23 protein-coding genes and 1 tRNA gene are annotated in these 26,960 nt (G+C 61.4%); 13 read left to right on the top strand and 11 right to left on the bottom strand.

Annotated features, from left to right (window positions below; all coding sequences use genetic code 11):
* A partial coding sequence (locus BSU04_RS03260; protein WP_218827221.1) for a hypothetical protein occupies positions 1-2,724 on the top strand: 2,724 nt, incomplete at its 5' end.
* 131 nt (positions 2,725-2,855) lie between these two features.
* Here the strand turns inward: BSU04_RS03260 and BSU04_RS03255 are convergent.
* The 3 genes from BSU04_RS03255 to fdxA form a co-directional block, all read right to left on the bottom strand.
* On the bottom strand, positions 2,856-3,134 hold the full coding sequence (locus tag BSU04_RS03255) for a hypothetical protein (RefSeq protein WP_144021106.1): 279 nt from the start codon (positions 3,132-3,134) through the stop codon (positions 2,856-2,858).
* Positions 3,135-3,514: 380 nt separating this feature from the next.
* A tRNA-Asn gene (locus BSU04_RS03245) sits at positions 3,515-3,590 on the bottom strand.
* 132 nt (positions 3,591-3,722) lie between these two features.
* Complete coding sequence (gene fdxA / locus BSU04_RS03240; protein ID WP_089159225.1) at positions 3,723-4,046, bottom strand: ferredoxin FdxA; 324 nt, start codon at positions 4,044-4,046, stop codon at positions 3,723-3,725.
* A gap of 434 nt (positions 4,047-4,480) precedes the next feature.
* Here fdxA and pncB point away from each other — a divergent pair, with 434 nt between their 5' ends.
* From pncB to BSU04_RS03220, 4 genes are all read left to right on the top strand, one after another.
* Positions 4,481-5,671, top strand: a complete 1,191-nt coding sequence (pncB, locus tag BSU04_RS03235; protein ID WP_089159224.1) for a nicotinate phosphoribosyltransferase — start codon at positions 4,481-4,483, stop codon at positions 5,669-5,671.
* A gap of 213 nt (positions 5,672-5,884) precedes the next feature.
* Positions 5,885-7,294 (top strand): sodium:proton antiporter, encoded by a 1,410-nt coding sequence (locus BSU04_RS03230; protein ID WP_373452786.1) that lies wholly within the window; start codon positions 5,885-5,887, stop codon positions 7,292-7,294.
* Between the two features lie 9 nt (positions 7,295-7,303).
* A complete protein-coding gene (locus BSU04_RS03225) occupies positions 7,304-8,284 on the top strand; it encodes a 2-hydroxyacid dehydrogenase (RefSeq protein WP_089159222.1) in 981 nt (326 codons plus the stop codon).
* 2 nt (positions 8,285-8,286) lie between these two features.
* Positions 8,287-9,762, top strand: coding sequence for a DNA recombination protein RmuC (locus BSU04_RS03220; RefSeq protein ID WP_089159245.1), 1,476 nt, complete (start codon positions 8,287-8,289; stop codon positions 9,760-9,762).
* On the opposite strand, the gene BSU04_RS03215 is transcribed toward BSU04_RS03220, so the two are convergent.
* The 6 genes from BSU04_RS03215 to BSU04_RS03190 all read right to left on the bottom strand — a co-directional run bounded on the left by BSU04_RS03215 (position 9,759) and on the right by BSU04_RS03190 (position 17,536).
* Positions 9,759-10,247: a GNAT family N-acetyltransferase gene (locus tag BSU04_RS03215; RefSeq protein ID WP_089159244.1), complete on the bottom strand. Its 489-nt coding sequence runs from the start codon at positions 10,245-10,247 to the stop codon at positions 9,759-9,761. The genes BSU04_RS03220 and BSU04_RS03215 overlap by 4 nt on opposite strands.
* Positions 10,247-10,522, bottom strand: coding sequence for a hypothetical protein (locus tag BSU04_RS03210; protein WP_031363462.1), 276 nt, complete (start codon positions 10,520-10,522; stop codon positions 10,247-10,249). Before BSU04_RS03210 ends, BSU04_RS03215 begins: the two co-directional genes overlap by 1 nt.
* A 133-nt stretch (positions 10,523-10,655) precedes the next feature.
* Positions 10,656-11,990 carry a molybdopterin molybdotransferase MoeA gene (moeA, locus tag BSU04_RS03205; protein WP_089159221.1) on the bottom strand — a complete coding sequence of 445 codons (1,335 nt, stop codon included), beginning with the start codon at positions 11,988-11,990 and terminating at the stop codon, positions 10,656-10,658.
* 180 nt (positions 11,991-12,170) lie between these two features.
* Positions 12,171-12,818 carry a molybdenum cofactor guanylyltransferase MobA gene (gene mobA / locus BSU04_RS03200; RefSeq protein WP_089159220.1) on the bottom strand — a complete coding sequence of 216 codons (648 nt, stop codon included), beginning with the start codon at positions 12,816-12,818 and terminating at the stop codon, positions 12,171-12,173.
* A gap of 1 nt (position 12,819) precedes the next feature.
* Positions 12,820-13,929, bottom strand: coding sequence for a GTP 3',8-cyclase MoaA (moaA, locus tag BSU04_RS03195; protein ID WP_089159219.1), 1,110 nt, complete (start codon positions 13,927-13,929; stop codon positions 12,820-12,822).
* Positions 13,930-14,116: 187 nt separating this feature from the next.
* Positions 14,117-17,536: an Rne/Rng family ribonuclease gene (locus tag BSU04_RS03190; protein WP_089159218.1), complete on the bottom strand. Its 3,420-nt coding sequence runs from the start codon at positions 17,534-17,536 to the stop codon at positions 14,117-14,119.
* A 924-nt stretch (positions 17,537-18,460) separates the two neighbouring features.
* Here BSU04_RS03190 and BSU04_RS03180 point away from each other — a divergent pair.
* The 4 genes from BSU04_RS03180 to BSU04_RS03165 all read left to right on the top strand — a co-directional run bounded on the left by BSU04_RS03180 (position 18,461) and on the right by BSU04_RS03165 (position 21,615).
* Positions 18,461-19,465 (top strand): RluA family pseudouridine synthase, encoded by a 1,005-nt coding sequence (locus BSU04_RS03180; protein ID WP_089159216.1) that lies wholly within the window; start codon positions 18,461-18,463, stop codon positions 19,463-19,465.
* A complete protein-coding gene (locus tag BSU04_RS03175) occupies positions 19,466-20,125 on the top strand; it encodes an HAD-IIIA family hydrolase (RefSeq protein WP_089159215.1) in 660 nt (219 codons plus the stop codon).
* Positions 20,122-20,532: a Rieske (2Fe-2S) protein gene (locus BSU04_RS03170; protein ID WP_089159214.1), complete on the top strand. Its 411-nt coding sequence runs from the start codon at positions 20,122-20,124 to the stop codon at positions 20,530-20,532. The genes BSU04_RS03175 and BSU04_RS03170 overlap by 4 nt, the downstream gene beginning before the upstream one ends.
* Positions 20,533-20,616: 84 nt before the next feature.
* Entirely contained in the window at positions 20,617-21,615 is a 999-nt protein-coding gene (locus BSU04_RS03165) for a S49 family peptidase (RefSeq protein WP_089159243.1), read from the top strand.
* Between the two features lie 134 nt (positions 21,616-21,749).
* Here BSU04_RS03165 and BSU04_RS03160 read toward each other — a convergent pair whose 3' ends face one another.
* Entirely contained in the window at positions 21,750-22,469 is a 720-nt protein-coding gene (locus tag BSU04_RS03160) for an SAM-dependent methyltransferase (RefSeq protein WP_089159213.1), read from the bottom strand.
* A complete protein-coding gene (locus BSU04_RS03155) occupies positions 22,466-23,080 on the bottom strand; it encodes a Maf-like protein (protein ID WP_089159242.1) in 615 nt (204 codons plus the stop codon). Before BSU04_RS03155 ends, BSU04_RS03160 begins: the two co-directional genes overlap by 4 nt.
* Before the next feature lie 478 nt (positions 23,081-23,558).
* Here BSU04_RS03155 and BSU04_RS03150 point away from each other — a divergent pair, with 478 nt between their 5' ends.
* The 4 genes from BSU04_RS03150 (at position 23,559) to BSU04_RS03135 (ending at position 26,891) form a co-directional block, all read left to right on the top strand.
* Positions 23,559-24,212 carry a DUF177 domain-containing protein gene (locus tag BSU04_RS03150; protein ID WP_089159212.1) on the top strand — a complete coding sequence of 218 codons (654 nt, stop codon included), beginning with the start codon at positions 23,559-23,561 and terminating at the stop codon, positions 24,210-24,212.
* Positions 24,213-24,408: 196 nt separating this feature from the next.
* Complete coding sequence (gene rpmF, locus BSU04_RS03145; protein WP_056354381.1) at positions 24,409-24,588, top strand: 50S ribosomal protein L32; 180 nt, start codon at positions 24,409-24,411, stop codon at positions 24,586-24,588.
* Positions 24,589-24,729: 141 nt separating this feature from the next.
* Entirely contained in the window at positions 24,730-25,902 is a 1,173-nt protein-coding gene (gene plsX / locus BSU04_RS03140) for a phosphate acyltransferase PlsX (protein ID WP_089159211.1), read from the top strand.
* Complete coding sequence (locus BSU04_RS03135) at positions 25,902-26,891, top strand: beta-ketoacyl-ACP synthase III (protein ID WP_089159210.1); 990 nt, start codon at positions 25,902-25,904, stop codon at positions 26,889-26,891. Before plsX ends, BSU04_RS03135 begins: the two co-directional genes overlap by 1 nt.
* The last annotated feature ends 69 nt before the right edge of the window (positions 26,892-26,960 follow it).

Raw genomic sequence — 26,960 nt, 5'->3', positions numbered from 1 at the left:
CAACCCTCGCAACCCTCGCAACCCTCGCAACCCTCGCAACCCTCGCAACCCTCGCAACCCTCGCAACCCTCGCAACCCTCGCAACCCTCGCAACCCTCGCAACCCTCGCAACCCTCGCAACCCTCGCAACCCTCGCAACCCTCGCAACGTTCCGCCCGCCCGCTGCTAGTTAGCGCCACACGCGACGAACTCACGAACCTGCTCGTCGCGTACGACACGAAGACACTGCCCAACATGACGCGTTTGTCGAGGAGCAACGACGCGGACGAGCAGAACCAGGCGAAGCTTGCGACGGACCTCAAGCTGAGCCTCAAAGGCTACCCTCCCGAGGTCCAGGACTTCGAGCAGAACGTCAACGCGCTCCAGGCCCAGATCAACACACTGCCTCGCGCCGAACACCAGGCCTACGCCGGTGCCCTTGCAACGCTCGACGTCGCTTTCCGCGACAGCAAGGACGCGAATGGCCGTCAACATGCCGATGAACAGCTGTCCAAGCTGGGCGACGCGGTGCTCGAGCGCGCCACTGTCGCCGAGAACGATTCCGTCGAACGCGCATTGAGTGTGTTCAACCGTCCGGTCGGTGCAGGTTATCTGACCGGATTGGGCGACCGGCAGCAACTCAGCGCACTACCGCGCCTGCGCGAGGGGTTCGTCAACGCCGCGACGCCGGCTGCACGTGAGCGCTATTTCACGCTGGCGGCCGAGTTGAAGAACAACCTGCAGCACAAGGTCGGCACAGCAATCGATCAACACACGACACAGGAAGCCGGCAAATGGGCAGCCGCGAACGCGGAAGTCAACCGGATCATCCACGAAGCCGACGCGCTCACCAATGCGCCGGGCAAGCGCTACGAGCTGATCGGGCGCCAGTTGTACAGCACCAATCCGGGCACTGGCCGTGACGATCTGGCAGACCGCCGGCTGCTGGCATTCACGCAGCGGATGCGGGACGACCCCACGCTGCACGACAAGCTCGTCAAATGGTCGGTCGAAGCAGGACGCAACCTGAACGCCTCTGGCGTCGACGCCCAGAAAAACTATCTCGACATCCTGAATAACCTGCCGCCGGCCGGCCCCGACTATGTCCGCGATCTGGCGGACCGGTACAACGCCGTGCTGCACGACTCGTCGTACAAGGACTATTCGATCACGCCGCGCGCGCGCGGGGAAAAACTGGCCGAGCAGGTGTTCGAGGGCGCCACGCGGTTTCTGCTCGGCCTGACGCCGTTCGCTCCCCTCTCGGCGGCACTCGACCCGCACACGTCATTGTCGGCAAACACGCGGCTAGGGATCGACCTGGCATCCGGCCTGCTCGGGCTCGTCGCGGGGGGCGGTGAGGCGGCTTTCGCTGAACGGCTTGCCGCGAAGGAGGCCGGAGCCGTCGTCAAGGCTGGTTCCGAGGGACACCTGCCCGAGCACCCGGCCACGACGGGTGACACAACGGTCCCAGTGCCATCGGCGCCAGCCGGCCAAGCCGGCCAGGCAGGGGTGCACAGCGCGCAGCCGACCGTCCATGCCGCCGCGCAAGGTCTGAGTGTGGACGCGGCCGTCGCTGAGGCGTCGCAGCGCATCAGCGGTGCGAAAGCAAGCTTGCCTGACAGCTACGCGGTGCAGCCAGCGCCCGATTCATTGAAAGCCGCCATGGGCTGGAAGAATGTACTGATCGACGATAACGGGCAGCACTACATCAGCAGCGGCGGGAAGACCTATCCTGCGCGCTTTGACCTGGACAACAATACCTGGCGCGTGTATCAGCCCGATAACGCGTACCGTCCTCAGTATCCGGTCAGGCTCAATACTCAAGGTGACTGGGAGGTCCACACCAACGTTGGGCTGAAAGGCGGCATGAACCCGGGCGAATTACCAGCTGCCGGCGCTCAGCCAGCGCGACCGGGCGCGCCGACCTTGCAAATCTCGACCTCAACCGGCGCGCCGGCTTCCGCCAGCATGCTGGAAACGCTCATTCCGAGGACGTGGCACTCCGCCGCGGACGACATGCTCAGCAATGAGGAGTTCACCCATTCGTATCACTCCGCATTCGATCAACTTCCCTCCGATCAGCAACACGCCCTCCGGAACTGGACGTATCTGGATGTGAGCGAAGACTACTCGACAGGTTCGGAGGACGAGGACGTCAATTACGAACTCAACCAGCAGTTGCGCGATCGCACCTACCAAAGCGACACCGCCGCGCGCGCAGAGTCGTTGCAGACCGCCCTGAGCAAATTGCCGAGGCCAAACGGCGATAGCCGCCTGCTTCGCATCGCGGAGGTCCCCGGCAACTATGCGCGCCAGTTTAGACCGGGGGACTACGTGACCAATTCGCCGGCTTTCATGTCCGCGGCCAGCGACAGTGAATACGCACAGGCAAACCTGGCGGACGGTGATTATGTCGCCGCGCCCGGGGATGCGTTCGCGCTTTACGACATCCAGTCAGAGTCGGCGACGCCCTTTATTCACCGCGTCACCACGTTGGCCCCCGGGGAGCACGAATGGCTATTCCGGCCCAACACGATATTCAGAGTCGACGAAATCGCCATGGCGACGTCTCAAGACGCGGCGCTGACTCCCCGCATCGGCATGCATCTGACCGAGGTGCCGATCAACGAGCCCACTTTCGCGAAGAACATCTACACAGGCGAGGAGGAACTGGTCTATCCACAGGGAGAGACACCGGCCTATACCACGCTACAGCCGGTCAGCTTCACACCGCCACCACGCTGAAGATTGGCCCGCGATCCACCCGCGCCCCGCACGTCCGTAGCGCGATCAAGCGGGGTCGGTCGGGTCGGCGACACGATATTTCTACGGCTATACATAAGTACGCCGGATGATGATTCGATATCCCTACTATTTCATATGACGGAGCCAACTTCCGTATCGTCGGCGACGCGGCTCCGGCTGTCCCAATCAGCGACCCCGTTCGCCGCGGCCGCGGCCGTTATCGCTGGCGGCGGCAACAACGGACCGCCGTCGAGCGGATTGCCGAGGCCGTCCACCACGCGCCCGAGCAATCCTGCCGCGTCGACGCTGCCCCATGCCGCGCCGCAGCCTTGCACCTCGGTAATGTTCGACAGGCCGGCGAGCGGCATCGCCGGGGCTGCCCCGTATTCCAGATATTGAACAAGAATCATTAACGTTCACATTGCAACGCCCGACCTTCGTCTACTGAGTTGTCCGCGCTGTATAGCGCAGTCGAATTAGGGACTATGCCGCTCGAGTTAATAGCTGATCGTATAAGAGAGCGGTGTGCTGAAGCGGACGACGTTAAGCAAGCGCTTGTGGACTTTGGAAAGGTGCCGGAACCGGAGATGCTGATCACCGAAGAGCGGATGATTCGTGCGGCAGGTGAGATTAAAACGATGATTCGCAGTTCGAGCGATCCGAAGAAAATTAGGATCTTCCTGACTGACTTGTGGTGAGTGTAGTTCTTGCGGGGGATACAGCGAGGATTGAATACGATCGTCGTAGAACCGTGAACCATATCCAACAGGTGGTTCACGGTAACGATTCTTGGCTCCTCGACCTGGGCTCGAACCAGGGACCTACGGATTAACAGTCCGGCGCTCTACCAACTGAGCTATCGAGGAACATCTGCAGCAGAGAAACGAAATTATATGGAGGGTAAAACAGCCTGTCAACACCCTGTGTTCATCTCAATTCAAAAAGTCACAAACGAGCGAAGCGTTACTACAGATGCGACGACGTGCGGCCCCTCATGCTCAACGCGCCAGCAGTTCGAGCTTGTCTTTCACGTCCTTGAACTCGTCGGCTTCGGGCAGCGGCGCCTTGGTCTTGGTAATGCTCGGCCAGCCGCGCGACAGCTCGGCGTTCAGTTCAATGAAATGCTGTTGATCACCGGGGACATCTTCTTCAGCATAGATTGCATTGACCGGGCATTCGGCCACGCAAACGGCGCAGTCGATGCACTCGTCCGGATCGATCGAGAGGAAGTTGGGACCTTCGCGGAAGCAATCCACCGGGCACACGTCCACGCAATCGGTATAGCGGCACTTAATGCAGCTTTCGGTCACAACGTGAGTCATTCAGGCTCCTGCATACGGAATTCGTGGGGCGGCGGCGAGGGCGACATGAACGTCGGGGTCCAACCAGCGAACCGAGCGTCTCCATTCGGGGCTGCAGGCTGTATATAGCTCGACTGTGCACGATCTGCGCGCCAAAACCGTTATTGTAGCGTACCGGTATATTTGAGCGCGACCCCCGGCCAGAAGGCCTTATATCGTTTAGTGATTTGTTTATGGGTCGCCGGTGAGCTTCCACGCGCCTCCTGTCGGGCGTGCATCGGCCACGTGGGTAAGGCGCTGCGGGCGGACACTTCGGGTAACATGCGCTGGAGGCCGCCGGGGGCGACGCATCCTGTGCGTCGGGGCGTGCCGGGTCCGTTTGCGGTTTTACCCGCGCTTTTGTGGGCGGTGCTACCCGCGCCTTCACCCGTTTTCCTAGCCGTTCGTCTGGAACCATGATTATCCATTCGCTGCTCGATACCGATCTCTACAAGTTCACGATGATGCAGGTCGTGCTGCATCACTTCCCGGCGGCACACGCGGAATACAAGTTTCGCTGCCGCACGCCGGATGTCGATCTCGTGCCGTATATAGACGAGATACGTGACGAAGTGCGCCAGCTTTGCCATCTGCGCTTCAAGGAAGAAGAGCTCGACTACCTTCGCCGGATGCGCTTCATCAAGAGCGATTTCATCGACTTCCTCGCGCTCTTTCATCTCAATGAGAAGTCCGTCACGATCAAGCCGTCCGCCAAGCAGAACGGCGAGATCGACATTGATATTGTTGGCCCGTGGCTGCATACCATCCTGTTCGAGATCCCGATCCTCGCGATTGTCAACGAGGTGTATTTCCGCAACACGCAACGCGAACCGACCTTCGATACCGGCCGAGACCGCTTGCGCGACAAGATCCAGTTGCTGCACGGCCGTCCGGAAGTCTCCGACTGCAAGATTGCCGACTACGGCACCCGCCGCCGGTTCTCCAAGCAGTGGCACGAGGAGGTCATCCTCAAGCTGAAGGAAGGCCTGGGCGAACAGTTCACGGGCACGAGCAACGTCCACTACGCCATGAAGCACGGCTTGCGTCCGCTCGGGACCATGGCGCACGAATACCTTCAGGCTTGCCAGGCGCTCGGTCCGCGGCTGCGCGACTCGCAGATCTTCGGCTTCGAAATGTGGGCGAAGGAGTATCGCGGCGACCTGGGTATTGCGCTCTCCGACGTCTATGGCATGAAGGCGTTCCTGAACGACTTCGACATGTACTTCTGCAAGCTCTTCGACGGCGCCCGCCACGACTCCGGCGATCCGTTCGACTGGGGCGAGCGCCTGATCCGTCATTACGAAGAGAACCGTTGTGACCCGCGCACCAAGGTGCTCGTGTTCTCCGACGCACTCGACATTCCCAAGGTCCTGCGCCTCTACGAACGTTTCCGCGGCCGCTGTCAGCTCGCTTTCGGCGTGGGCACGAACCTGACCAACGACCTGGGTTATCAGCCGCTGCAGATCGTGATCAAGATGGTCCGCTGCAATGGCCAGCCCGTGGCCAAACTGTCCGATTCCCCCGGCAAGAACATGTGTGACGACCAGGCCTATCTTGCCTACCTGCGCCAGGTGTTCGACATCGCCAAACTCGTGGAAGAACAGTAACCCACGCGGGTGTTCTTGAGGTCTGGCGCTGCTGCGCGTTAGCCGTTTGGTCGAGGGTAGTCGAGCGGGAGCGCTCGTTATAATCGAGTCCTTGATCGACGCACAGGCCAGCGAGGACAGCATCATGAATACATCGGCCGCACGCCGGAACTCAAGAGACCAGGGCTTACGGCTGCGCGCTGCGGCCGCAGACGCAAGCGGCGGTGCACGCGCATGAGCACATCCGTGAACATGCGACGCTTATGGCAAGGCCTGGTGCTCCTCTCACTGCCGTTGACCGCCTCCGCGGCATCGCTTGATGGCGCCACGCTGTCTGCGCTGTGGGGACTTCCGTTCGCCGGCATCCTCTTATCCATCGCGACCGTGCCGCTGATCGCGCCGCACGCCTGGCATCGTCATTTCGGCAAGATATCGGCGGCCTGGGCGCTCGTGTTCCTTGTGCCTTTTGCGCTTGGCTTTGGTACGCAGGTTGCGTTCGCCACCTTCGTGCACGCCATGCTGGAAGAGTATGTGCCTTTCATCATCCTGCTCACTACGCTCTTCACCGTCGCCGGCGGCATCTGCCTGCATGGCGACCTGCACGGATCCCCGCGTCTGAATACCGGGCTGCTCGCGCTCGGCACGGTGCTCGCCAGCATCATGGGAACGACGGGCGCGGCAATGCTGCTGATTCGCCCGCTGCTGCGTGCCAACGAACATTGCAAGCACGTTGTGCATCGCGTGGTGTTCTTCATATTTCTTGTGGCCAATGCCGGCGGTGCGCTCTCACCGCTCGGGGATCCGCCGCTGTTCCTCGGCTTCCTGAATGGCGTGAGTTTTTTCTGGACCACGGTGCATCTCGCCGCGCCAACGCTCTTTATCTGCGTGGTTTTGCTGGCGCTTTTCTACGCGCTCGACCGCTATTACTTCGCCAAGGAAGAAGTGGTGCATCGAAGTGAGGTGAAAACGCCATTGAGCGTGGACGGCAAGATCAATTTCGTTCTGCTCGCTGCGGTGGTCGCGCTGGTGCTGATGAGCGGCTTGTGGAAACCGGGCATCGAGTTCGATGTAGTCGGTACGCATGTCGCGTTGCAGAACGCCGTGCGCGATGTGCTGCTTGTCTCGCTCACCCTCTTGTCGCTCATGCTCACGCCAAAAAGCGCGCGCGCTGGCAACGCGTTCAACTGGGGGCCTATTGAAGAAGTCGCGAAGTTGTTCGCCGCCATCTTCATCACCATCGCGCCCGTGATCATGATCCTGCGCGCGGGTGCGGGCGGGGCGTTCGCCGGTATCGTGCACATGGTGACCGATGCAAGCGGCAAGCCAATCGACATTGCGTACTTCTGGGCGACGGGATTGCTGTCGTCCTTTCTCGACAACGCGCCCACATATCTCGTGTTCTTTAACCTCGCCGGCGGCGATGCCCCAACGTTGATGACGACTGGCGCGACCACGCTCGCCGCCATTTCGGCCGGTGCCGTGTTCATGGGCGCGAACAGCTATATCGGCAACGCGCCCAACTTCATGGTCAAGGCGATTGCCGAATCGCGCGGCATTGTCATGCCGGGATTCTTTGCGTATCTCGGCTGGTCGGCAGTCATTTTGCTGCCCTTGTTCCTGCTTACTGGATGGTTGTTCTTTTAGGAGAAGTCGATGAAGAAAGTGCTGGTTGCCCGCCCCATTTTCCCGGACGTGATCGAACGTCTCCGGCAATATTTTGAAGTCGATGCCAATCCGGGCGCGCCGCTTAGCCCCGACGAATTCGCGCGCCGCATGGCTGACCGCGACGGCGCTTTGCTTGCAGGCGACCCCGTCACGGCGAAGGTCCTCGAAGGCGCCCCGAATCTCAAGGTCGTGTCGAACATGGCCGTGGGTTACAACAACTTCGACATGCAGGCGTTGAACGCGCACGGCGTGCTCGGCACCAATACACCCGACGTATTGAACGAAAGCACAGCGGACTTCGGGTGGGCACTGATGATGGCCGCCGCACGTCGTCTTGCTGAATCCGAACACTTCCTGCGCGCGGGCAAGTGGGGCACATGGTCCTACGACGCGTTCCTCGGTACCGACGTATGCGGCTCCACGCTCGGCGTGCTCGGCATGGGGCGCATCGGCCAGGCCCTCGCCCGGCGCGCGCGCGGGTTCAACATGCGCGTGATCTATCACAACCGTTCGCGCGTCGCGCCGGAGATCGAGGCGGAATTGAACGCGGAGTATGTATCGAAGGCTGACTTGCTCAAGCGCGCCGACCACGTCGTGCTGGTGCTGCCGTACACCGCGGAGAATCACCACACTATTGGCGCGGCTGAACTGGCGGCCATGAAACCTACGGCTACGCTGACCAATATCGCGCGTGGCGGGATTGTGGACGACGCGGCGCTGATCCAGGCGTTGCGTAGCAAGACCATCGCGGCGGCGGGGCTGGACGTGTTCGAAGGCGAGCCGAACTTCAATCAAGATTTCCTGACCGTGCCGAACGTGGTGCTGACGCCGCATATTGCGAGCGCGACCGAATCCACGCGCCGGGCCATGGCCAATCTCGCCGCGGACAACCTGATCGCCGCGCTGGGCGAAGGTCCGCGCGCAGGTAACCCGCCGAACCCGATCAATCCGGAAGTCCTGAAGAAATGACCATGTTGTTGCTGTTGAGCGTGGGTGTCGCCGTCCTTGCGATCGCTCTGGGGATCGCGTTGATGCTGTTGCTGCGGCCGAAGCGGGAAACAGATGTCGAGGAGCAGTTCGAGGCGCTGGCCGATCGGATTATCGATATGGGCGAAGCGCATGCGCGCGCCCAGGAGCGGCTCGAACGTAATGTGCGTGGCGAAGTAACAGAAACGTCTCGCGCGTCGCGTACCGAGGCGGGTACAGCGTTCGCTCAATTCCAGCAGACGCTCGCAACGCAACTCGCGAGCATGGCGAACGTCCAGAACACGCAGCTTGAAGCGTTCTCCCGGCAACTTGTCACGCTGACGGAGAGCAACGCGCTGCAAAGCCAGCACGCACGCGACGAACAAAGCCAGGCGCTGAAGCGTTTCGGCGATGCGCTCACGCTGCAGCTCGCGCAGATGTCGGAGTCGAATGACCGTCGGCTGAGCGAGGTGCGCGCAACGCTCGAAGCGCGGCTGAAGGATATCGAAGCGAACAACGCGGCGAAGCTCGAAGAAATGCGCCGTACCGTCGATGAAAAGCTGCACGCCACGCTGGAGCAACGGCTTGGCGAATCGTTCAAGCTGGTGTCGGACCGGCTGGAACAGGTGCATCGCGGATTGGGGGAAATGCAGACGCTGGCGGCGGGCGTTGGCGACTTGAAGAAGGTGCTGACCAACGTCAAGACGCGTGGGACCTGGGGCGAAGTGCAGCTTGAATCGTTGCTCGAGCAGTTGTTGACCCCGGATCAGTACGCGAAGAATGTCGCCACCATCCCGAAGAGCAACGATCGCGTGGAGTTTGCCATCAAGCTGCCCGGTCGTCACGACGCGCCCGGCCAGAGCGGCGCGAATGCGGCGGCCACGCCGGTGTGGCTGCCTATCGACGCCAAGTTTCCGCGCGAGGACTACGAGCGGCTGATCGATGCGCAGGATCGCGCCGATGTAGTCGCGGTCGAGGAAGCGTCACGTGCGCTGGAAGGGCGCATTCGTGCGGAAGCGAAGGCCATTGCGCAGAAGTACGTCGCGCCTCCGCACACCACGGACTTCGCGTTGTTGTTCCTGCCGACTGAGGGCCTGTATGCGGAAATCCTTCGCCGTCCGGGGTTGACTGATTTTCTGCAGCGGGAATACCGGGTGAGCGTGACAGGTCCGACCACGTTGACCGCGCTACTGAACAGCTTGCAGATGGGTTTCAGGACGCTGGCAATCGAGCAGCGTTCCAGTGAAGTCTGGCAAGTGCTCGGCGCCGTAAAAACGGAGTTCAGGAAGTTTGGAGAAGTGCTGTCAAAGACGCGATCGCAGCTTGAAGCAGTGACGCGTTCTATTGAATCGGCGGAAACGCGTACGCGACAGATGAGCAAGAAACTGCGTGACGTGGAAGCGTTGCCGGGCGAGCAGGTGGCCAACTTGCTCGGTGATGAACGCGAAGAACCCGCAGAACGCGACGAGCCCGGAGTTTAGTCAGCGGCAGGCGAAGCCAGCGTCGCCAATGCGTCACCCGTGATGCGCACGATGCGCCAGTCGGGCAACACCGTTGCGCCCATCTTCTCGTAGAAGCCGATGGCGTTCTGATTCCAGTCGAGCACGGTCCATTCGAAGCGGCCGCATTGACGTTGCACCGCAAGGGCCGCCAAAGCACGCAGCATCTTTGTGCCGAGACCGCTGCCGCGAGTGGCCGGCTTCACGTACAGGTCTTCGAGAAACAAGCCGCGCTTGCCGAGGAAGGTCGAGTAATTGTGGAAGAACAGCGCATAGCCCACTATGTGCCCGTTCTCTTCGGCTACCAGGGCTTCGGCTGACGGCCGCGCGCCGAATAGCGCGTCGTGCACGCCGCCCTCGGTCGCAATGAACATGTGCATGAGCTTTTCAAACTCGGCCAGCTCGAGCATCAAGCTAAAGATCGCGGCGGCATCGGCGGGCGCGGCGGGTCGGATCTGAGTGTTCATCATGCCTCCTCTGGTGCGTCGGACAAGACGATCTCAATACCGCCGAACCGTGACGCCACCCAGTTGTACGCATGGCACGCGATCCACAGCAAGATGAAGCCGAGGATCGCATTAAGCAGGAGCGCGCTTGTTACGGTGCTCAGCTCGACCGAGCCGTATCGGAAGAACGCAACCAGCACGCCGAGCAACACGATGGGTACGCTGAAGGTCAGGTACACGAGAATCAGCGCTTTGGCCGTTTGTCCCGGCGCGATGAACGAAATCTGTTTTTTCATGAAGGAAAAGCCCCGTCAGTCATAGTGCAATGCATTCGAACCATCCGTTTTAGCCGCCTGAGTCAGGGCGGCGCGGCGGTCCAGGTTCTTGAGGTTCAGGTTCTTGAAGCAGGTTGTCGAAGAGCCTTTGAAACTAGATCAGGCCGTCGAATGGCAGGATATCCACGCTGTCACCTGCATCGATATTTCCTGCGTCGTGCTTCAGGACAATGAAGCAATTGGCTTCGCTCATTGAACTCAGCACGCCCGAGCCTTGCGGCCCGGTTGTCACCACATGCCAGTGCCCGGCGGTGTCCCGGCGTGCAATACCGCGTTGAAACTCCGAGCGCCCGGCGCGTTTGTTGATCGGTTGCGAACTCGTCGCCGCTATCAACGGCAGCGAATAGGGCGTCGCGCCCGACATGGCGAGCAACGCCTCGCGCACGATGAAATAAAACGTTGCCATCACCGCAACCGGATTGCCCGGCAAGCCAAAGAACAAGGCAGATTCGCCTTCGCCCGGACGCTTGCCCGACCACAGGCGGCCGAACGCGAGCGGCCGGCCGGGACGCATCGCGATCTTCCAGAACGCCACGTCGCCAAGCGCGTTCATCAGGTCGCGCGTGAAGTCGGCATCGCCAACAGACACGCCACCCGAACTGATCACCACGTCGGCGCCCTGCGTAGCCTGTCGCAACGCCCGTTCAAGCGATGCACGGTCGTCACGCACAATCCCCAGATCCACCGGTTCCACGTTCATCCGGCGCAGCATCGCGAAGAGGGTATAGCGGTTGCTGTCGTAGACGCAACCCGGCGCCAGCCCTTCACCGACCGAACGTAATTCGTCACCGGTTGAAAAAAACGCAACACGCACGCGCCGTTGTACCTCCACGCCGCCAATACCCAGCGACGCAAGCAAACCAAGATCCGACGCACGCACAATACGGCCCTTGCGCAACGCCGGCTGGCCTTGCGCGAGATCCTCTCCCGCGAGCCGCCGATTTGCACCGCGCACGATACCCGCTGGGGCGAACGTGATGGCATCGCCTGTGCGCTGCACGAGTTCTTGCGGCACGACGGTGTCGCAGCCAGGCGGAATCAGCGCTCCGGTCATGATGCGCACGCATTGCGCGGCAAGCGGATGCCCTTCGAACGGTTGTCCGGCGAGCGCCGTACCCGCGACCGTCAAGCGGAGCAGTGCATCGTCGGGGAGGCTCGATCTCGCCGCATGGTCCGATCCACTCGGCAGCGTCGCACCATCGAACGCATAACCGTCCATGGCCGAGTTGTCGTGTGATGGAACGTTGATCGGCGAGATGACATCTTCTGCCAGCACCCGATCAAGTGCGTTGAAGAGACCAACGTGTTCCACCTCGGTGCGACCGCGCGGCAACGCCCACTGGCGCACGATCTCCTGCGCCGCGCTGACGGGCAGCGCGTTCGGATCGTACTCGGCGACGCAGCTCGGAAAGTGCCTGGGTGTGTTCATTGATGGGTGGAGCGGAAATCGCGATGCAAAGCCCGCGATGCAAAGCCCGCGGGCGGACCGGTGAAAGGGCTGGCATGTCGAGGATGCTGGCGCTGCCGCTGCTGTAGTCGCTGCAAAGCGGCGACTGACCAAGCCGAGGCATCGCCGCAACCCTGAGCATGGAGCGAAACGAACCGGTGCTTAGTTGCGATTGAGATCGGCTAGCTGCTGCAAATCGTTGACATTGTAAAACGCACGCTCGTTGGCGAAGCTCACTTCTACCGCCTTGTGGCGCGCGTACCACGCGCGGACCTTGCGCTCGCCGGTACGGATGTACGCGTCGAGATCGTCCGCCAGCGAAGCGCGCAGCAACGCGAAAACCGGGTGCACCTGGCGTTCGCCCGCGGCATCGACGACCGCCGCCATCGCGATATCCGCTTGTCCGGCGCTCAAGCCGTCGAATAGCCGTTCGGCCAGATGAGACTCGATGAAAGGCGCGTCGCAGGGCACGAACAGCACGAATTCAGTTTGTGCTGCATGCAACGCCGCCGATATCCCGGCAAGCGGGCCCGGAAAATCGGGAAACGCATCGACAATCACCTTTGCCTGGAAGGGCATGCCAAGCTGCGCGTAGATCTCGAGGCTGCGATTCGCGCTGATCAGCATCGCGCCGCATTGAGGCTTGAGCGCCCGCAGCGCATGGAGCGCAAGCGGTTCGAGGTCGAGCGGTTGCAGGCCTTTATCGACACCGCCCATGCGCGATCCGCGTCCGCCCGCCAGCACGACGCCAGTGATGTCGCGCTTGTGCACTGGACTGCCGGCCGGGCGAGGTAAATCGACATCGGCCATGTCAGCCGCCGATATAGGACATTTCGACGCGCGGAGCGTCCGGGTCGGCAGCAGGCAACGCGTTGCTGCCGCGAAGTTCCGAGTAGCGGTCGGTGCGCGCTTCCCAGATCCGGGCAATAGCTGTGGCAACCTTGGCGTCGCTTGCGCCACTGCGGATCAGCGCGCGCAAGTCGTGGCCGGACGTGGCGAACAGGCACAAGTACAGCTTGCCTTCAGTGGAGAGGCGGGCCCGCGTGCAGGAGCCGCAGAACGCGCGTGTCACGCTCGAAATGACACCGATCTCACCGCTGCCATCCTGGTAAGCCCAGCGCTGCGCGGTCTCGGCGTCGTTGTGGGCTTCGAGCGGCCGCAGCGGAAAATGCTCGGCAATGCGCGCGACCACGTCCGCCGACGGCAACACTTCGCTCATGTTCCAGCCGTTCGACGCCCCCACATCCATATATTCGATAAAGCGCAGCACCGTGCCGCTGCCTTTGAAATGGCGCGCCATCGGCACGATTTCGGCGTCGTTCGTGCCGCGCTTGACCACCATGTTGACCTTCAGCGGCGCCAGGCCGGCAGCGTGCGCGGCCTCAACGCCTTCGAGCACGTTGGCGACGGCGAAATCGGCGTCGTTCATGCGGCGAAACAACGCATCGTCGAGCGCGTCGAGGCTCACCGTTACCCGCGACAACCCCGCGTCTTTCAGCGAGCGCGCCTTGCGGGCGAGGATCGATCCGTTGGTGGTGAGCGTGATATCGAGCGGACGGCCTTCCGGCGTGCGCAGCAGGGCCAGCCGTTCAATCAGGAATTCGATGTTCTTGCGCAGCAGCGGTTCGCCGCCGGTCAGACGGATTTTTTCTACGCCGTGTTCGACGAACAACTTCGCCAGCCGTTCGATTTCCTCAAACGACAGCAGGGCACTATGCGGCAGGAATTCGTGGTTTTTATCGAAAACTTCGCGCGGCATGCAGTACACGCAGCGAAAATTGCAACGATCAGTCACCGATATGCGCAGATCGCGCAACTCACGCGACAGCCGGTCGGTGAGCAGTCCGCGCGGCGTCGCTGCGATGCCGGAAAAATCCGGGATCGCGCTGACATCGGTGACAGGAATGATGCGTCGGGACATGATCCTTTTATTTCTCGTGCAGCGGCGGCGGAGCGGGCCGCTATCAACTTCGAACAGTTCATTTTAGCGGAAGGGCGGTCCGAAGGCGGCTCGCCCTCGCCTTTTCAGGGGCATTTGTCCTCCGGCCGATAAAAAAGCGCCACGGACCGAAGTCACGTGGCGCTTTTCGACAGGTCAGATGCGATTACTAAGCGTCTTTACCTGTTTCCACTTGCTGCATCGGCGCGGCGTCCAGCGGCGGCAGGCGTTTGCGTTCGCGCACGATACGCTTGGGCGCTTCCGCCTGAGCCGCGGCTTCGCGGGCTGCGCGGAGTTTGTCGGCGTCGGTATTCACCCAGACGAGGCCCGCCGTATCCAGCATCGGCTTGAGCGCTTCTTCTTTCAGGGTGACAGCCGCGACCGGAGCGACTGGCGCAACCTCGGCAGCCGGGGCAGCTGCTACGGGAGCGGGCGCTACAGGCGCTGCAGGAGCCACGGTTTCCACCGGTTCAAACGTCTTTACCGGCTCGGATTCGACCGGCGCCGACGCCTCTGCCAAAACCGGCGCGGGCGATGCGACTGGTGCAAACGTCTCCGATGCCGGTGTCGAGGCGACATTCGCCGTTTCCACCGGTTCAGCGACTTGAGCTTCCGGCACCGCTTGAGCTACGACGGGCGCGGGTTCCGCTGCCTTCGGGGTATCGGTGAAAGGACTTTCGACCTTTTCTTCCGCTACCTTCGGCGTCGGTCCGAACGGGTTTTCGATCGGCCGTGACACTGGCTTTTCAAAGATGTGCGTCGCGGGGGCTTCGACAACCGTTGCGCCGGTTTCCTGCGCAGCATGCACTTCCTGCGCGCCATGCGACACCACAAAACCTTCGGCTTCGGCGCGCTTTGCTTCCACGGGCACGGCTTCAACCGGCGCAACGCGAACCGGTTCCGGCAACTCCGTCACGCTGATCGCGGCGGCCGAAACCGGCTCGACCGTGACTGCATGTGCGGGTGCTTCCACGGGCGCCTGCACAGCGGGTGCCGTTTCAACGGGTTTAGCCACAGCGGGTGCGAAATCGCGGCTGTCATCGGCTTCGTTCGACGAATCCGTGTCAAACACGCCGGCTTGTGCCCGTTCGCTGTCAACATTGCCTTCGTTTTCAGCAGTGTCGGCGGCCTGATTGGCCGTTACACCGTCTTCTTCGCGATCACGGCGTCCGCCACGACGACCCCGACGACGGCGACGGCGTTCTTCGCCTTCACGCGCTGCGCTGGCCTGATCGGCCTGCAATGCGTCAGCGTTGCCGTTCTGCTGCGATTCCTGGCCCGACAGGGTGGTGTCCGTCAACTCCGACACGACCGTTTCGCCTTGCGTCAATGCTTCGACGGCGGCTTCCGGTTGCGGCTTGCGGCGTTCGCCCCGTTCCGGACGTTCCCCACGTTCACGGCGTTGACCACGATCAGCGGCTTCAGCACTTTCCGGTGCGCGTTCACCACGGTTCTCACGCGGTTCACGCGGCTCGCGTACTTCGCGCGGCTCGCGTGGTTCACGGCCTTCACGTGCCTCACGCGGTTCGCGACCTTCGCGTGCCTCACGCGGCTCGCGGCCTTCACGTCCACCACGCGGTTCGCGCGGCTCGCGGGTTTCACGTGCTTCGCGCGGCTCACGCGTTTCCTTCGGTTCCCGTTCCTCGCGGCGCGGGTTTTGACGACCACCTGCCGTGCCCGGCGCGCTTGGCGTAGCGCCCGTAGCGGCAGCAGCGCTATCGCGCGAAGCAGCGCCACCACGACGGTTGCGGTTCCGATCACCACCCTGGCCCGTACGCTCTGGCCGTTCGCCACGAGCCGGACGTGCCGGTGCGGGCGCTGCGACCGGCGCGGGAGCCGGTTTTACTTCGGGCTGGACGCCGAACAGGTTCTTCAGCCAGCCGATAAACCCGCCTGTCGATGCAGCCACCACCGGAGCCGCTGCCGCGACCGGAGCCGCAACGACCTTCACCGGTGCGCTAGGCGCAGGCGATGCCGGCGTGATGCCCTTGACCATCGCTTCCTGCTTCGGCTTGATTTCTTCGGTGCGCTTGCTGTAACCCGTTTCGGATTCCAGTTCGTGCGCCGCTTCTTCGGCCATTTTCCAGGAGGCACGCGGTTCGTCGAGACGGGTATCGTCGTGACGCAGGCGTTCCAGCTTGTAATGCGGCGTTTCGAGATGCTTGTTCGGGATCAACACGACGTTGACCTTGAAGCGCGACTCGATCTTGTTGATTTCCGAACGTTTTTCGTTCAGCAGGAAGGCGGTGACTTCCACCGGCACCTGGCAATGAATCGCCGCGGTGTTTTCCTTCATGGCTTCTTCCTGAATGATCCGCAGCACTTGCAGCGCGGACGATTCGGTGTCGCGGATATGGCCTGTGCCGTTACAACGCGGGCACGTCACGTGGCTGCCTTCGGAGAGCGCCGGACGCAGCCGCTGACGCGACAGCTCCATCAAACCGAAGCGCGAAATCTTGCCCATTTGTACGCGCGCACGGTCGTGCTTGAGCGCGTCTTTGAGACGCTGCTCGACTTCGCGCTGGCTCTTGGCCGACTCCATGTCGATAAAGTCGATCACGATCAAGCCGCCCAGATCGCGCAGGCGCAACTGGCGTGCAACTTCGTCGGCGGCTTCGAGGTTCGTGCGGGTCGCCGTTTCCTCGATGTCCGCGCCCTTGGTCGAGCGGGCCGAGTTCACGTCGATGGCCACCAGCGCTTCCGTATGGTCGATCACGATCGCGCCGCCCGAGGGCAACGGCACCGTGCGCGAATACGCAGTTTCAATCTGGTGTTCGATCTGGAAACGGGAGAAGAGGGGAACGTCGTCGTGATAACGCTTAACCTTGCTCAGGTTATCCGGCATCACGATGTCCATGAAGGCGCTAGCCTGGTCATGGATCTCGGTGGTATCGATGAGAATTTCGCCGATATCCGGCTGGAAGTAATCGCGGATTGCGCGGATCACGAGGCTGGATTCGAGATAAATCAGCATCGGCTTGCCGGCCACGCCGCTTTGCGACGCCGCTTCCACCGCGCGCCACAATTGCATCAGGTAGTTCAGGTCCCACTGCAGTTCTTCAGCCGAGCGGCCGATCCCTGCTGTGCGCGCGATGATGCTCATGCCTTCCGGCAAATCGAGCTGGGCCATCGTTTCGCGCAATTCCTGGCGCTCGTCGCCTTCAATCCGGCGCGATACACCACCGCCACGCGGGTTGTTCGGCATCAGGACGAGGTAACGTCCGGCGAGCGAGATAAACGTGGTCAGGGCCGCGCCCTTGTTGCCGCGCTCTTCCTTTTCGACCTGGATGATCAGTTCCTGGCCTTCGCGCAGCGCGTCCTGGATGCGCGCGGAGCGCATGTCGACGCCTTCCTTGAAATACTGGCGGGCGACTTCCTTGAACGGCAGGAAACCGTGGCGGTCTTCGCCATAGTTCACGAAACAGGCTTCGAGCGAGGGCTCGATGCGGGTAATGACTCCCTTGTAGATATTGCCTTTGCGCTGCTCGCGCCCGGCGGTTTCGATGTCGATGTCGATGAGTTTTTGCCCATCGACGATGGCGACGCGCAATTCTTCTTGCTGCGTCGCGTTAAACAGCATGCGTTTCATTGGACGGCTCCAGAGCGGCTCTACCGGCCCCCATCGAGCGAATTCGCGCGGTTGTCAGTCGCGTGAAGCAGGAGGGCGGGCGCGCCGCGCTTTTTTGTGTGTGTTGTCACAAAGCACGCTGGAGCGGGAGTTCTGGCGGGGAGAATTGCCTGGGACGGGTCTAGCCACCGGCCAGCGACGAAACGCGTCGTGACGGGCAACCAGCCCTGGGGCACATGCGAACAGACTTCGACACGCCGTGAAGCAACGGCTGGCGGCTTAAGCGGCACAGCACTGCGGCTCGACGTCCTTCAAACTACTTGAGGAGCCGGCAGCGCAGCCAGCAGCAGCCGGATGCGGCCTGACACAGTGTCAAACGGGTGGAGGGTTTTCGCGCCAAACCCGCGCAATAAGCAAACCGACCGACGTTTTCCAAACCTGCAGCAGGCTGCCGTTGCGGTTTGCCGGGTGCTCAAAGCGCCCGACAACCGCGTTGGGTGTCTCGTCTTGTTGCGTCCTCTGCCACGCTTCGCCCGTTTCAGCGCAGCTTGCAGCAGAAGCCGTTTTCTTCGCAACGGCCAAGCGACAATGTTCCGTTCACCCTAACTTGATACCCGCCCGATATCTTTTAGATACCTGCCTGATACCCGGGTCACATCCGGAAGAAGCCGGGTTTAAGTCCGGACCTCATCGTCTCTCGCCGATAAAATTCTTGATCGCCAAAAATCCGTTACCGTGTCGACGATCGACTCGACCGAACGCGCCTGTGGGCACCGTCCCTGCCGCGCGATATCGTCGTGCGTGCAACTTGTTACTCCGTTTTCCGGGTGAGCAACTGACCCTGGGCGCAAGTAAAATAACGGTTTACTACTTGCACCTGTACAGTCTGACAACATCCGGCCAGCTTAGTGGCTTTTTCCAGACTGTCCGCAAATTATATTCAGAATGAATGAGTTAGGCAAAACATCCCATAAAAAGGTCGCAAGCGAACAGGTCTCAATGATCGAGATCGACGAAAATGCGGCGGGTCAGCGCATCGACAATTTTTTACTCCGCGTCTGTAAAGGCGTGCCGAAAAGTCACATTTACCGGATTTTGCGCAGCGGGGAAGTGCGCGTAAACAAGGGCCGTATCGACGCCGCTTATCGGCTGGAAATGGGCGATCTTGTCCGCGTCCCGCCTATTCGCACCGCACAATTGGACGAAACGCCGGTTTCATCGAATGCGCCCGCAGCCGAATTCCCCATACTATTTGAAGACGATCACCTGATCGTGATCGACAAACCTGCGGGCGTCGCCGTTCACGGCGGCAGTGGCGTGGCGTTCGGTGTTATCGAACAATTGCGCAATGCGCGCCCGCAGGCAAAATTCCTCGAATTGGTGCATCGGCTGGATCGCGAGACCTCCGGCGTGTTGATGCTCGCAAAAAAACGCACAGCGTTGATCAACGTGCATGAGCAAATGCGCGAGAACCGTATCGATAAACGCTATCAGGCCGTCGGTCACGGCGACTGGCTCGCGGGTTGGGGTCGTCGGCGGATCGTGAAAGAACCGCTGCACAAATACCTGACGCCCGAGGGCGAGCGCCGCGTGCGGGTCCAGGACGACGGCCTCGCGTCGCATACCGTGTTCAACCTGATCGAGCGTTTCAGTGACTACGCGTGGGTCGAGGCGGAACTGAAGACCGGTCGTACGCATCAGATTCGTGTGCATATGGCGCATATCGGCCTGCCGATCGCTGGCGACACCAAATATGGTGACTTTGCGCTAAACAAGAATCTGGTGCGCACCGACGCCAATCCGTCGCTCAAACGCATGTTCCTGCACGCTTTCCGGCTGAAACTCGTGCATCCGGCCAGCGGCGAGACGCTTCAGGTCGAAGCGCCGCTGCCCGCCGAATGCCGGCGCTTCATCGAACAACTCAAACAAAATTCTAGAGAGACCCAATAAATGGCCCGTCAGCAATTCGATCTGATTGTCTTCGACTGGGACGGCACCTTGATGGATTCCACGGCGCACATTACGCGCAGCATTCAGGCGGCGTGCCGCGACCTGAGCCTGCCCGTTCCCGCCGACGAAGCGGCAAGCTATGTGATCGGCCTGGGGCTGCGCGACGCATTGCAGATCGCGGCGCCCACGCTCGATCCCGTCGATTACCCGAAGCTTGCCGAGCGGTATCGCTTCCATTATTTGATCAAGGGTGAGCAAACCGAGCTCTTCGACGGCGTGCGCGGCATGTTGCAGAGCCTGCGTGACGAGGGTTATCTGCTGGCCGTCGCAACAGGCAAAAGCCGTGTGGGCCTGAACCGCGCGCTGGACCAGTCGCGCCTGACGAGCCTCTTCGACGGCACGCGCTGCGCCGATGAAACCTTCTCCAAGCCGCATCCGGCCATGCTGCACGAACTCACGCGCGAACTCGGGCAGGACGTAAGCCGCACCGTGATGATCGGCGACACCACGCACGACCTGCAGATGGCGAAGAACGCCGGTGCGGCCGCGGTCGGCGTGACGTATGGTGCGCATCCGGCGAAGTCGCTGCACGCGCTCGAGCCGCTGTTCGTGGCCGAAAACGTGACGTCGCTGGGGGATTGGCTGCGGGAGAATGCATGACAGGAACGCCGCTTGAGGCGCCGCTCAAGGCGCCTCCAGAACCGGTCCGAATCTGCGCGTCGGAGGAGTTGATCGACGGCGGCGACGGCGTCCGTCATAAAGCCGTCGACAAAGGCGGCGAAGCCACCGTGTTTTTTGTCCGATACGACGGCAAACCGTTTGGCTACCTCAACCGCTGCGCCCATGTGCCCATGGAGATGGACTGGTCCGAGGGCAAGTTCTTCGAGAGCTCCGGCTTATACTTGATGTGCGCGACACATGGCGCGATTTACGAGCCGGACACGGGAAAATGCGTCGGGGGCCCTTGCCGCGGCGCGCGTTTGCGGCGGGTGGCAGCGGAAGATCGCGACACACCCGAAGGCAGCGCCGTCTTCTGGCTTCCCGACGACGATCTCCGTCCGGCTTGACCGTTCTAGCGGGTGTTTTCGCGGGTGTTTTCGCGATTCGAAACGAACCCGCTCTTCATTTTCAATCAGTCAACCAGGCGACGCATGTCCGATCAAATTCCCACCGATTCCGCGGATAAGGCGCGTCCCAAATCCATCGGCGACACCGGCGACAACTGGGAGCGCGCTGCGCTCGAACGCATTGCGCTCGCAGCGATCAATGAACAGCGGGCCGCACGCCGCTGGCGGATATTTTTCCGCTTCGTGTTCCTCGCCATCCTGGCGATCGCGGTCTGGAGCGCGTTCGATTTCACCAGCGACAAAGTCGCGAAAACCTCGCGCCATACGGCGCTGGTCGAACTGGAAGGCGAGATCTCTGCCAATAGCGACGCCAGTTCGGACAACGTCAACGCAGCGCTCGACAGCGCTTTTGAAGACGACGGCACTGCAGCGGTGATCCTTCGCTGCAACAGCCCGGGCGGCAGTCCGGTGCAGGCCGGCATCATCAATCGCGAGATCACGCGCTTGCGGGCGAAATATCCGTCGAAGCCGCTGTACGTGGTCGTGGGCGACATGTGCGCGTCGGGCGGTTATTACGCCGCGGCCGCCGCCGATAAAATTTACGTCGACAAGGCGAGCATCGTCGGATCGATCGGTGTGCTGATGGACGGTTTCGGCTTTACGGGCCTGATGGACAAGCTGGGCGTGGAACGCCGGCTGCACACGTCGGGCGCAAACAAAGGCGCGTTCGATCCGTTCTCGCCCGAATCGCCGGCCATGAACGCCCACGCGCAGGACATGCTCGACCAGATTCACCAGCAATTCATCGATGCCGTCAAACAAGGCCGGGGCAATCGGCTGAAAGACACGCCCGACGTGTTCTCGGGCATGTTCTGGACGGGCCAGAAAAGCGTGGAATTGGGTCTCGCCGATGGATTCGGCGACGCCGATTACGTCGCGCGTGAGATCGTGAAACAGCCGGATCTTGTCGATTACACGCAGAAGGAGAGCATTGGCGAGCGGGTGGCGCGCAAGTTCGGCGCGGCGGTCGGCAATGCATCGATGCACGCGCTGATGATGGGCGGGAAGATGCAGCTGAAGTGACGCAGCTGAAGTGACGCAGTTGAAGGGAGCGCGCCGGCGTTCTTCATTCAGATGAAAACCGCTCGCCTTGAGTCTTCAGGCGAGCGGTTTTTCGTGCGAAGTGCGGAAAGCGTGGCAAAAGGATGCGCCCCGACCTATGCGCCTAGTAGCAAGAAAATCGCTGGCCGCTTATGCAACTCTGGCGCAGCTTTCTTTTTCCAGTCTGACACGGTTCGCGTGACGATCGTCTCGGCCGGTAACGTCAGGTCGACCGCGACGCACACCAGCGTGGACGGCGCGCAGGTCGCGAGCAGCGTGTCCAGCAGCGCACGATTCCTGTACGGCGTCTCGATAAATATCTGCGTCTGGTTCGCCTTGCGGGACAGCGCTTCCAACTCGCGCAGGCGTTTGCCCCGTTCGGCGGCATCAACGGGAAGATACCCGTTGAACGCGAAACTCTGGCCGTTCATTCCCGAAGCCATCAGCGCCAGCAAAATCGAACTGGGTCCGACGAACGGCACCACTTTGACACCGCGCTCGTGGGCGCGGCGCACGAGCAGGGCGCCCGGATCTGCGACCGCCGGGCATCCCGCTTCCGAAACGAGGCCGGCGTCGGTACCGGCCAGAATCGGCTTGAGCAGTTTGTCGACTTCACCCGGCGGGGTGTTGACGTTGAGTTCGCGGATCTCGATTTCCTGGATCGGCCGTTCGGTTCCGACCTTTTTCAGGAAGGCGCGTGTGGTTTTCGCGTTCTCGCCAATGTAGTACTGCAGCGCCGCGGCGCGTGCTCGCACGGGTTCGGGAAGAACGTCGGCGAGCGCGGCGCTGTCGCCGTCGCCGAGCGTGTTCGGAATCAGGTACAAAACGCCGCTCATGCTGCCCCCAATAACGGAAACCCGGCCGCGCGCAACATTCGCGACAACGCGATCAGCGGCAAACCGACCAGCGCAGTGGGATCGTCGGAATGAATTGCATCGACAAGCGTAATGCCCAAACCCTCCGATTTCGCGCTGCCCGCCACGTCGTAAGGCGTTTCGGCAAGTAAATATGCTTCGATTTCCGCGTCCGACAACTCGCGAAATTGCACGCGGGTGACGATATCGGCGGATTGGATATGGTCCGAGCGGCTGTCGAAGAGACACAGCGCGCTGTGGAATTCGACACTTTTGCCGCGCATCGACTGAAGCTGAACGCGCGCGTTGTCATGCGTGCCGGGCTTGCCGATCTGACGGCCGTCGCAGGTCGCAACCTGATCGGAGCCGATCACGAGTGCGCCGGAAGCGTCGGACACGCGGGCCGCGGCCGCACGTGCCTTGGCGATCGACAGCCGGACAGCCGTGGCTTCCGGCGTTTCACCGGCGAGCGGCGTTTCGTCGATATCGGGCGTGATCACATCGAAGGGAATGCGCAAGCGCTCGAGCAACTCCCGCCGGTAACGCGAACTCGAGGCAAGGATGAGACGCGGCTTAGTTGAGACGTCGGGCATGAAGGGTTGGCTATGAACAAATGGGGTGAAGGACGGAAACGGGCTGGGACCGAACCAAAATGGCGGTGCCGCACGCCGAAGCATAAGTGTTTGACTCGAAAAGACAAAGCCGCTATGATTTTGGGCTTTTCATCGGTATGCGAAGGCCTTTTTACGCATGCCGAGATGGCGGCAGTGGCCGGAAGTGTACTGAGATGTCTCGCGGTTCTGTTTCACAGTTCTGTTGCGCGGTTCTGTTGCGCGGTTCTGTTTCGCTGCTCAAGAGGCAGCCCAGAGTAGGCAGGGCCGTTTTTGAGGGCCGTTTTTGAGGGCCGGATGTGGCGCTCTCAGGCACGCGGCAAGGCGCTCAGCTGGAAAATCGGGATAAACCACACCAGCCGGACGGGTCCGGTGCGGTGCATACTGCAGTTTCACCCCCGGTCGTCCTCCGCGGACTTGCTATCCAGCCGTCGCGGCAACGACCACTGCAGGAGCGCACATGACACAGAATCCTGGCAAACCTGCATGTCCCGCCGACTTGCGCGCGCTCGACTTGTTCGAATTCGCCCAAAGCCGTCGGCAGGCAGCAGGCGGTGTACGGGTCTCGCAATTGCCACGCATGCTGAACGAAGTGCCGGCAGATGCCCCAGACCGCGACACGGTATTTTCATGGCAGGCCGAAGGCTCCATGCAGCCTGAGTTGCAGGACGACGGTACCGAAGCGCCGCAGCCTTATTTGCGGCTCGCGGTGCACGGATCGGTCTGGATCGAATGCCAGCGTTGTCTTTCGCCGTATTCGCAGCACCTGGATGTCGATGCAACGTATCGCATAGTCACGACGGAAGACGAAGCAGACGAGTTTCCGCTAGATAACGATGAAGTGGAAGTGATCGTTGGCTCACGCCAGTTCGATCTCGTCGACTTGATTGAAGAGGAATTGTTGTTGACCTTACCGCTCGTGCCGAAGCACGAAGTGTGTCCTGAAGTGCACGAGAGCCTGGTAACGGGCCTCGCGGGCGCCGAGGGCGAGCTGGACGATGGTGGTCTGAATGGCGATGCAGGCACGCAGCAGGATGGCGGCACAGGCAGGCCCAATCCGTTCGCCGCGCTCGGTAAGCTCAAGCAGGGCGGTTCCGACGACAACAAGCATTAAGTAACATTAGCGGGCAATGAAGCGCGTGCATTGAGTGCGCTTCAATCGCTCGCTTTAAAAGAGTATTGATGTCCGGCATCAGGCCGGGCGTCGAATCATCAGGCGGCGCGATGCGCCCTGAGACTCACTGGCCTCACGTCAGGGTCTCGGGCGTGCCGAGCTGTGTTAGAATTCGCAAAATTTTTCTGGAGTCATCATGGCAGTTCAGCAAAACAAGAAATCGCCGTCCAAGCGCGGCATGCATCGTTCGCACGACTTCCTGACCGCGCCGGCGCTGGCTGTTGAGCCGGGCACGGGTGAAGTCCATCTGCGTCACCACGTGAGCCCGAATGGCTACTATCGTGGCAAGAAAGTCATCAAGACGAAGAACGACTAAGCGTACGACGCTTGTTGCGTCTGGCGTCACCGTCTTGACTCGTGGTCTGAGTCGCGGTTGTTCGCGCTTGACATGTTCCCGGTACAACAAGAAGGCGGCATTTCACTGCCGCTTTTTTGTGCCTGAAATTCGTCGCACTCCATGACCGTAAAGATCACTATCGACTGCATGGGAGGCGACCACGGCCCGGCCGTGACCGTTCCCGCCGCGGTCAGTTTCGTGCGTTCGCATCCTGATGCGCAGCTGTTGCTTGTCGGCATCGAGTCGGCCATCCGCGCGCAGCTGAAAAAGTGCAAAGCCGCTGACGAAACCCGGCTGACGGTCGTCCCGGCCACCGAAGTGGTCGAGATGGACGATTCGGTAGAGGTTGCGCTGCGGCGCAAGAAAGATTCCTCCATGCGGGTGGCGCTCAATCTCGTCAAGGACGGCCAGGCCCAGACGTGCATCTCGGCGGGCAACACCGGCGCATTGATGGCTGTGTCCCGCTACGTGCTCAAGACACTGCCGGGCATTGAACGTCCGGCGATCGCAACTGCGATGCCAAGCCAGAATGGCTTCACCACCGTGCTCGACCTGGGCGCGAACGTGGACTGCGAGCCGCAACACCTGCTGCAATTCGCCGAAATGGGCCACGCGCTGGTTGCCGCTATCGGGAACAAGGAGCGGCCGACCATTGGTCTGCTCAACATCGGCGAAGAAGTCATCAAGGGCAACGACGTCATCAAACGCGCCGGCGAATTGCTGCGCGCAAGCACGCTCAATTTCTACGGCAACGTGGAAGGCAACGACATCTATAAAGGCACGACCGACGTGGTCGTGTGCGACGGTTTTGTCGGCAATGTGGCGCTGAAGACCTCAGAAGGCTTGGCGCAGATGCTGACCGACATCATCCGCGAGGAATTCAGCCGATCGCTCGCGACCAAGCTGATGGCGCTCGTCGCCATGCCCGTTCTCAAACGCTTTAAACGCCGGGTCGACCCCGCTCAATACAACGGCGCCGCGCTGCTCGGCCTGCGCGGGCTGGTCATCAAGAGCCACGGATCGGCACAAGCCTATGGGTTTGAGTGGGCTATCAAACGCGGGTATGATGCCGTCAAAAATGGCGTGCTTGAACGCCTCGTGCGCGCCATGGAAGAAAACGCTGCTCCCGTGCAACAAGCGGCGCTCGGCGCTTTCGCTGACACTGCTGGCACCGTGGTCCCGAATCAGGCCGACCCCGCGGCCGACCCCGTCGTCCCTGGCGATAATACGGTCGCTGCCCGCCCGCTAGTGCAGCCGGGCGAACCGGGTGCCGCGCTATCCTCGAAGGCATAATGGCTCAATCGAATCTCTATTCTCGCGTCATCGGAACGGGCAGTTATTTGCCGCCGGATCGTGTCACGAACCAGGATCTGGCCGAGCGCCTGGCAAAACAGGGTGTCGAAACGAGCGATGAGTGGATCGTCGCCCGCACCGGTATTCATGCACGTCATTTCGCCGCTCCTGATCAGACGACCAGCGAACTCGCCTTGCAGGCTTCGCGTCATGCGATCGAGGCTGCGGATATTGATCCGCAATCGATCGATCTGATCATTGTTGCCACGTCCACGCCTGACTTCGTCTTCCCCAGCACAGCTTGCCTGTTGCAAAACAAGCTCGGCATCAAGAACGGCGGCGCCGCGTTTGATATCCAGGCCGTCTGCTCGGGCTTCGCTTACGCAGTAGCAATGGCCGACAGCCTAATCCGCGGCGGCTCAAATCGCACGGCGCTGGTCGTTGGTGCCGAAACCTTCTCGCGCATTCTCGATTTCAACGACCGCACCACGTGCGTATTGTTTGGCGACGGCGCGGGCGCAGTGATCCTGCAAGCTTCTGACGAACCCGGCGTACTGTCCAGCGCGCTTCACGCCGACGGCAGCCACGCGAACATCTTGTGCACGCCGGGCAATGTGAACAAGGGTGTGATCGAAGGCAGCGCGTTCCTGCACATGGACGGTCAGGCTGTGTTCAAGCTGGCGGTGAAGGTGCTGGAAAAAGTGGCCGTCGAGGCGCTCGAGAAGGCGCAACTGAGCGCGAGCGACATCGACTGGCTCATTCCGCATCAGGCCAATATCCGCATCATGGAGAGCACCGCGCGCAAGTTGCATGTGCCGCTCGAGCGCATGGTCGTGACCGTTGGCGAGCATGGCAATACGTCGGCGGCATCCATTCCGCTCGCATTCGACGTCGCCGTGCGTGACGGCCGTATCAAGCGCGGCCAGCATGTGCTGATCGAAGGGGTGGGCGGCGGCTTCACGTGGGGCGCGTCGGTTATCCGCTATTAAGCGGTTATCAAGCGGATACGACTCCCCCTTCGTCACGCCACGTCAGTCATTCGACAATCCAATCGAGCA

Source organism: Caballeronia sordidicola (assembly GCF_002220365.1).
Taxonomy (GTDB): Bacteria; Pseudomonadota; Gammaproteobacteria; order Burkholderiales; family Burkholderiaceae; genus Caballeronia; species Caballeronia sordidicola_C.
The sequence above is the reverse complement of the archived record's forward strand: the minus strand, read 5'-3'. Positions and strand labels throughout refer to the sequence as shown.

Bases quoted from the DNA above. Each gene is read 5' to 3' on its own strand.
- BSU04_RS03175 (WP_089159215.1), top strand. From the start codon at position 19,466: ATGGCCCGTCAGCAATTCGATCTGATTGTCTTCGACTGGGACGGCACC.
- BSU04_RS03150 (WP_089159212.1), top strand. From the start codon at position 23,559: ATGACACAGAATCCTGGCAAACCTGCATGTCCCGCCGACTTGCGCGCG.
- BSU04_RS03170 (WP_089159214.1), top strand. From the start codon at position 20,122: ATGACAGGAACGCCGCTTGAGGCGCCGCTCAAGGCGCCTCCAGAACCG.
- BSU04_RS03230 (WP_373452786.1), top strand. From the start codon at position 5,885: ATGAGCACATCCGTGAACATGCGACGCTTATGGCAAGGCCTGGTGCTC.
- moeA (WP_089159221.1), bottom strand. From the start codon at position 11,990: ATGAACACACCCAGGCACTTTCCGAGCTGCGTCGCCGAGTACGATCCG.
- mobA (WP_089159220.1), bottom strand. From the start codon at position 12,818: ATGGCCGATGTCGATTTACCTCGCCCGGCCGGCAGTCCAGTGCACAAG.
- BSU04_RS03155 (WP_089159242.1), bottom strand. From the start codon at position 23,080: ATGCCCGACGTCTCAACTAAGCCGCGTCTCATCCTTGCCTCGAGTTCG.
- plsX (WP_089159211.1), top strand. From the start codon at position 24,730: ATGACCGTAAAGATCACTATCGACTGCATGGGAGGCGACCACGGCCCG.
- BSU04_RS03220 (WP_089159245.1), top strand. From the start codon at position 8,287: ATGTTGTTGCTGTTGAGCGTGGGTGTCGCCGTCCTTGCGATCGCTCTG.
- BSU04_RS03210 (WP_031363462.1), bottom strand. From the start codon at position 10,522: ATGAAAAAACAGATTTCGTTCATCGCGCCGGGACAAACGGCCAAAGCG.
- BSU04_RS03165 (WP_089159243.1), top strand. From the start codon at position 20,617: ATGTCCGATCAAATTCCCACCGATTCCGCGGATAAGGCGCGTCCCAAA.
- BSU04_RS03225 (WP_089159222.1), top strand. From the start codon at position 7,304: ATGAAGAAAGTGCTGGTTGCCCGCCCCATTTTCCCGGACGTGATCGAA.
- fdxA (WP_089159225.1), bottom strand. From the start codon at position 4,046: ATGACTCACGTTGTGACCGAAAGCTGCATTAAGTGCCGCTATACCGAT.
- moaA (WP_089159219.1), bottom strand. From the start codon at position 13,929: ATGTCCCGACGCATCATTCCTGTCACCGATGTCAGCGCGATCCCGGAT.
- BSU04_RS03135 (WP_089159210.1), top strand. From the start codon at position 25,902: ATGGCTCAATCGAATCTCTATTCTCGCGTCATCGGAACGGGCAGTTAT.
- BSU04_RS03255 (WP_144021106.1), bottom strand. From the start codon at position 3,134: ATGATTCTTGTTCAATATCTGGAATACGGGGCAGCCCCGGCGATGCCG.
- rpmF (WP_056354381.1), top strand. From the start codon at position 24,409: ATGGCAGTTCAGCAAAACAAGAAATCGCCGTCCAAGCGCGGCATGCAT.
- BSU04_RS03160 (WP_089159213.1), bottom strand. From the start codon at position 22,469: ATGAGCGGCGTTTTGTACCTGATTCCGAACACGCTCGGCGACGGCGAC.
- BSU04_RS03180 (WP_089159216.1), top strand. From the start codon at position 18,461: ATGAATGAGTTAGGCAAAACATCCCATAAAAAGGTCGCAAGCGAACAG.
- pncB (WP_089159224.1), top strand. From the start codon at position 4,481: ATGATTATCCATTCGCTGCTCGATACCGATCTCTACAAGTTCACGATG.
- BSU04_RS03190 (WP_089159218.1), bottom strand. From the start codon at position 17,536: ATGAAACGCATGCTGTTTAACGCGACGCAGCAAGAAGAATTGCGCGTC.
- BSU04_RS03215 (WP_089159244.1), bottom strand. From the start codon at position 10,247: ATGAACACTCAGATCCGACCCGCCGCGCCCGCCGATGCCGCCGCGATC.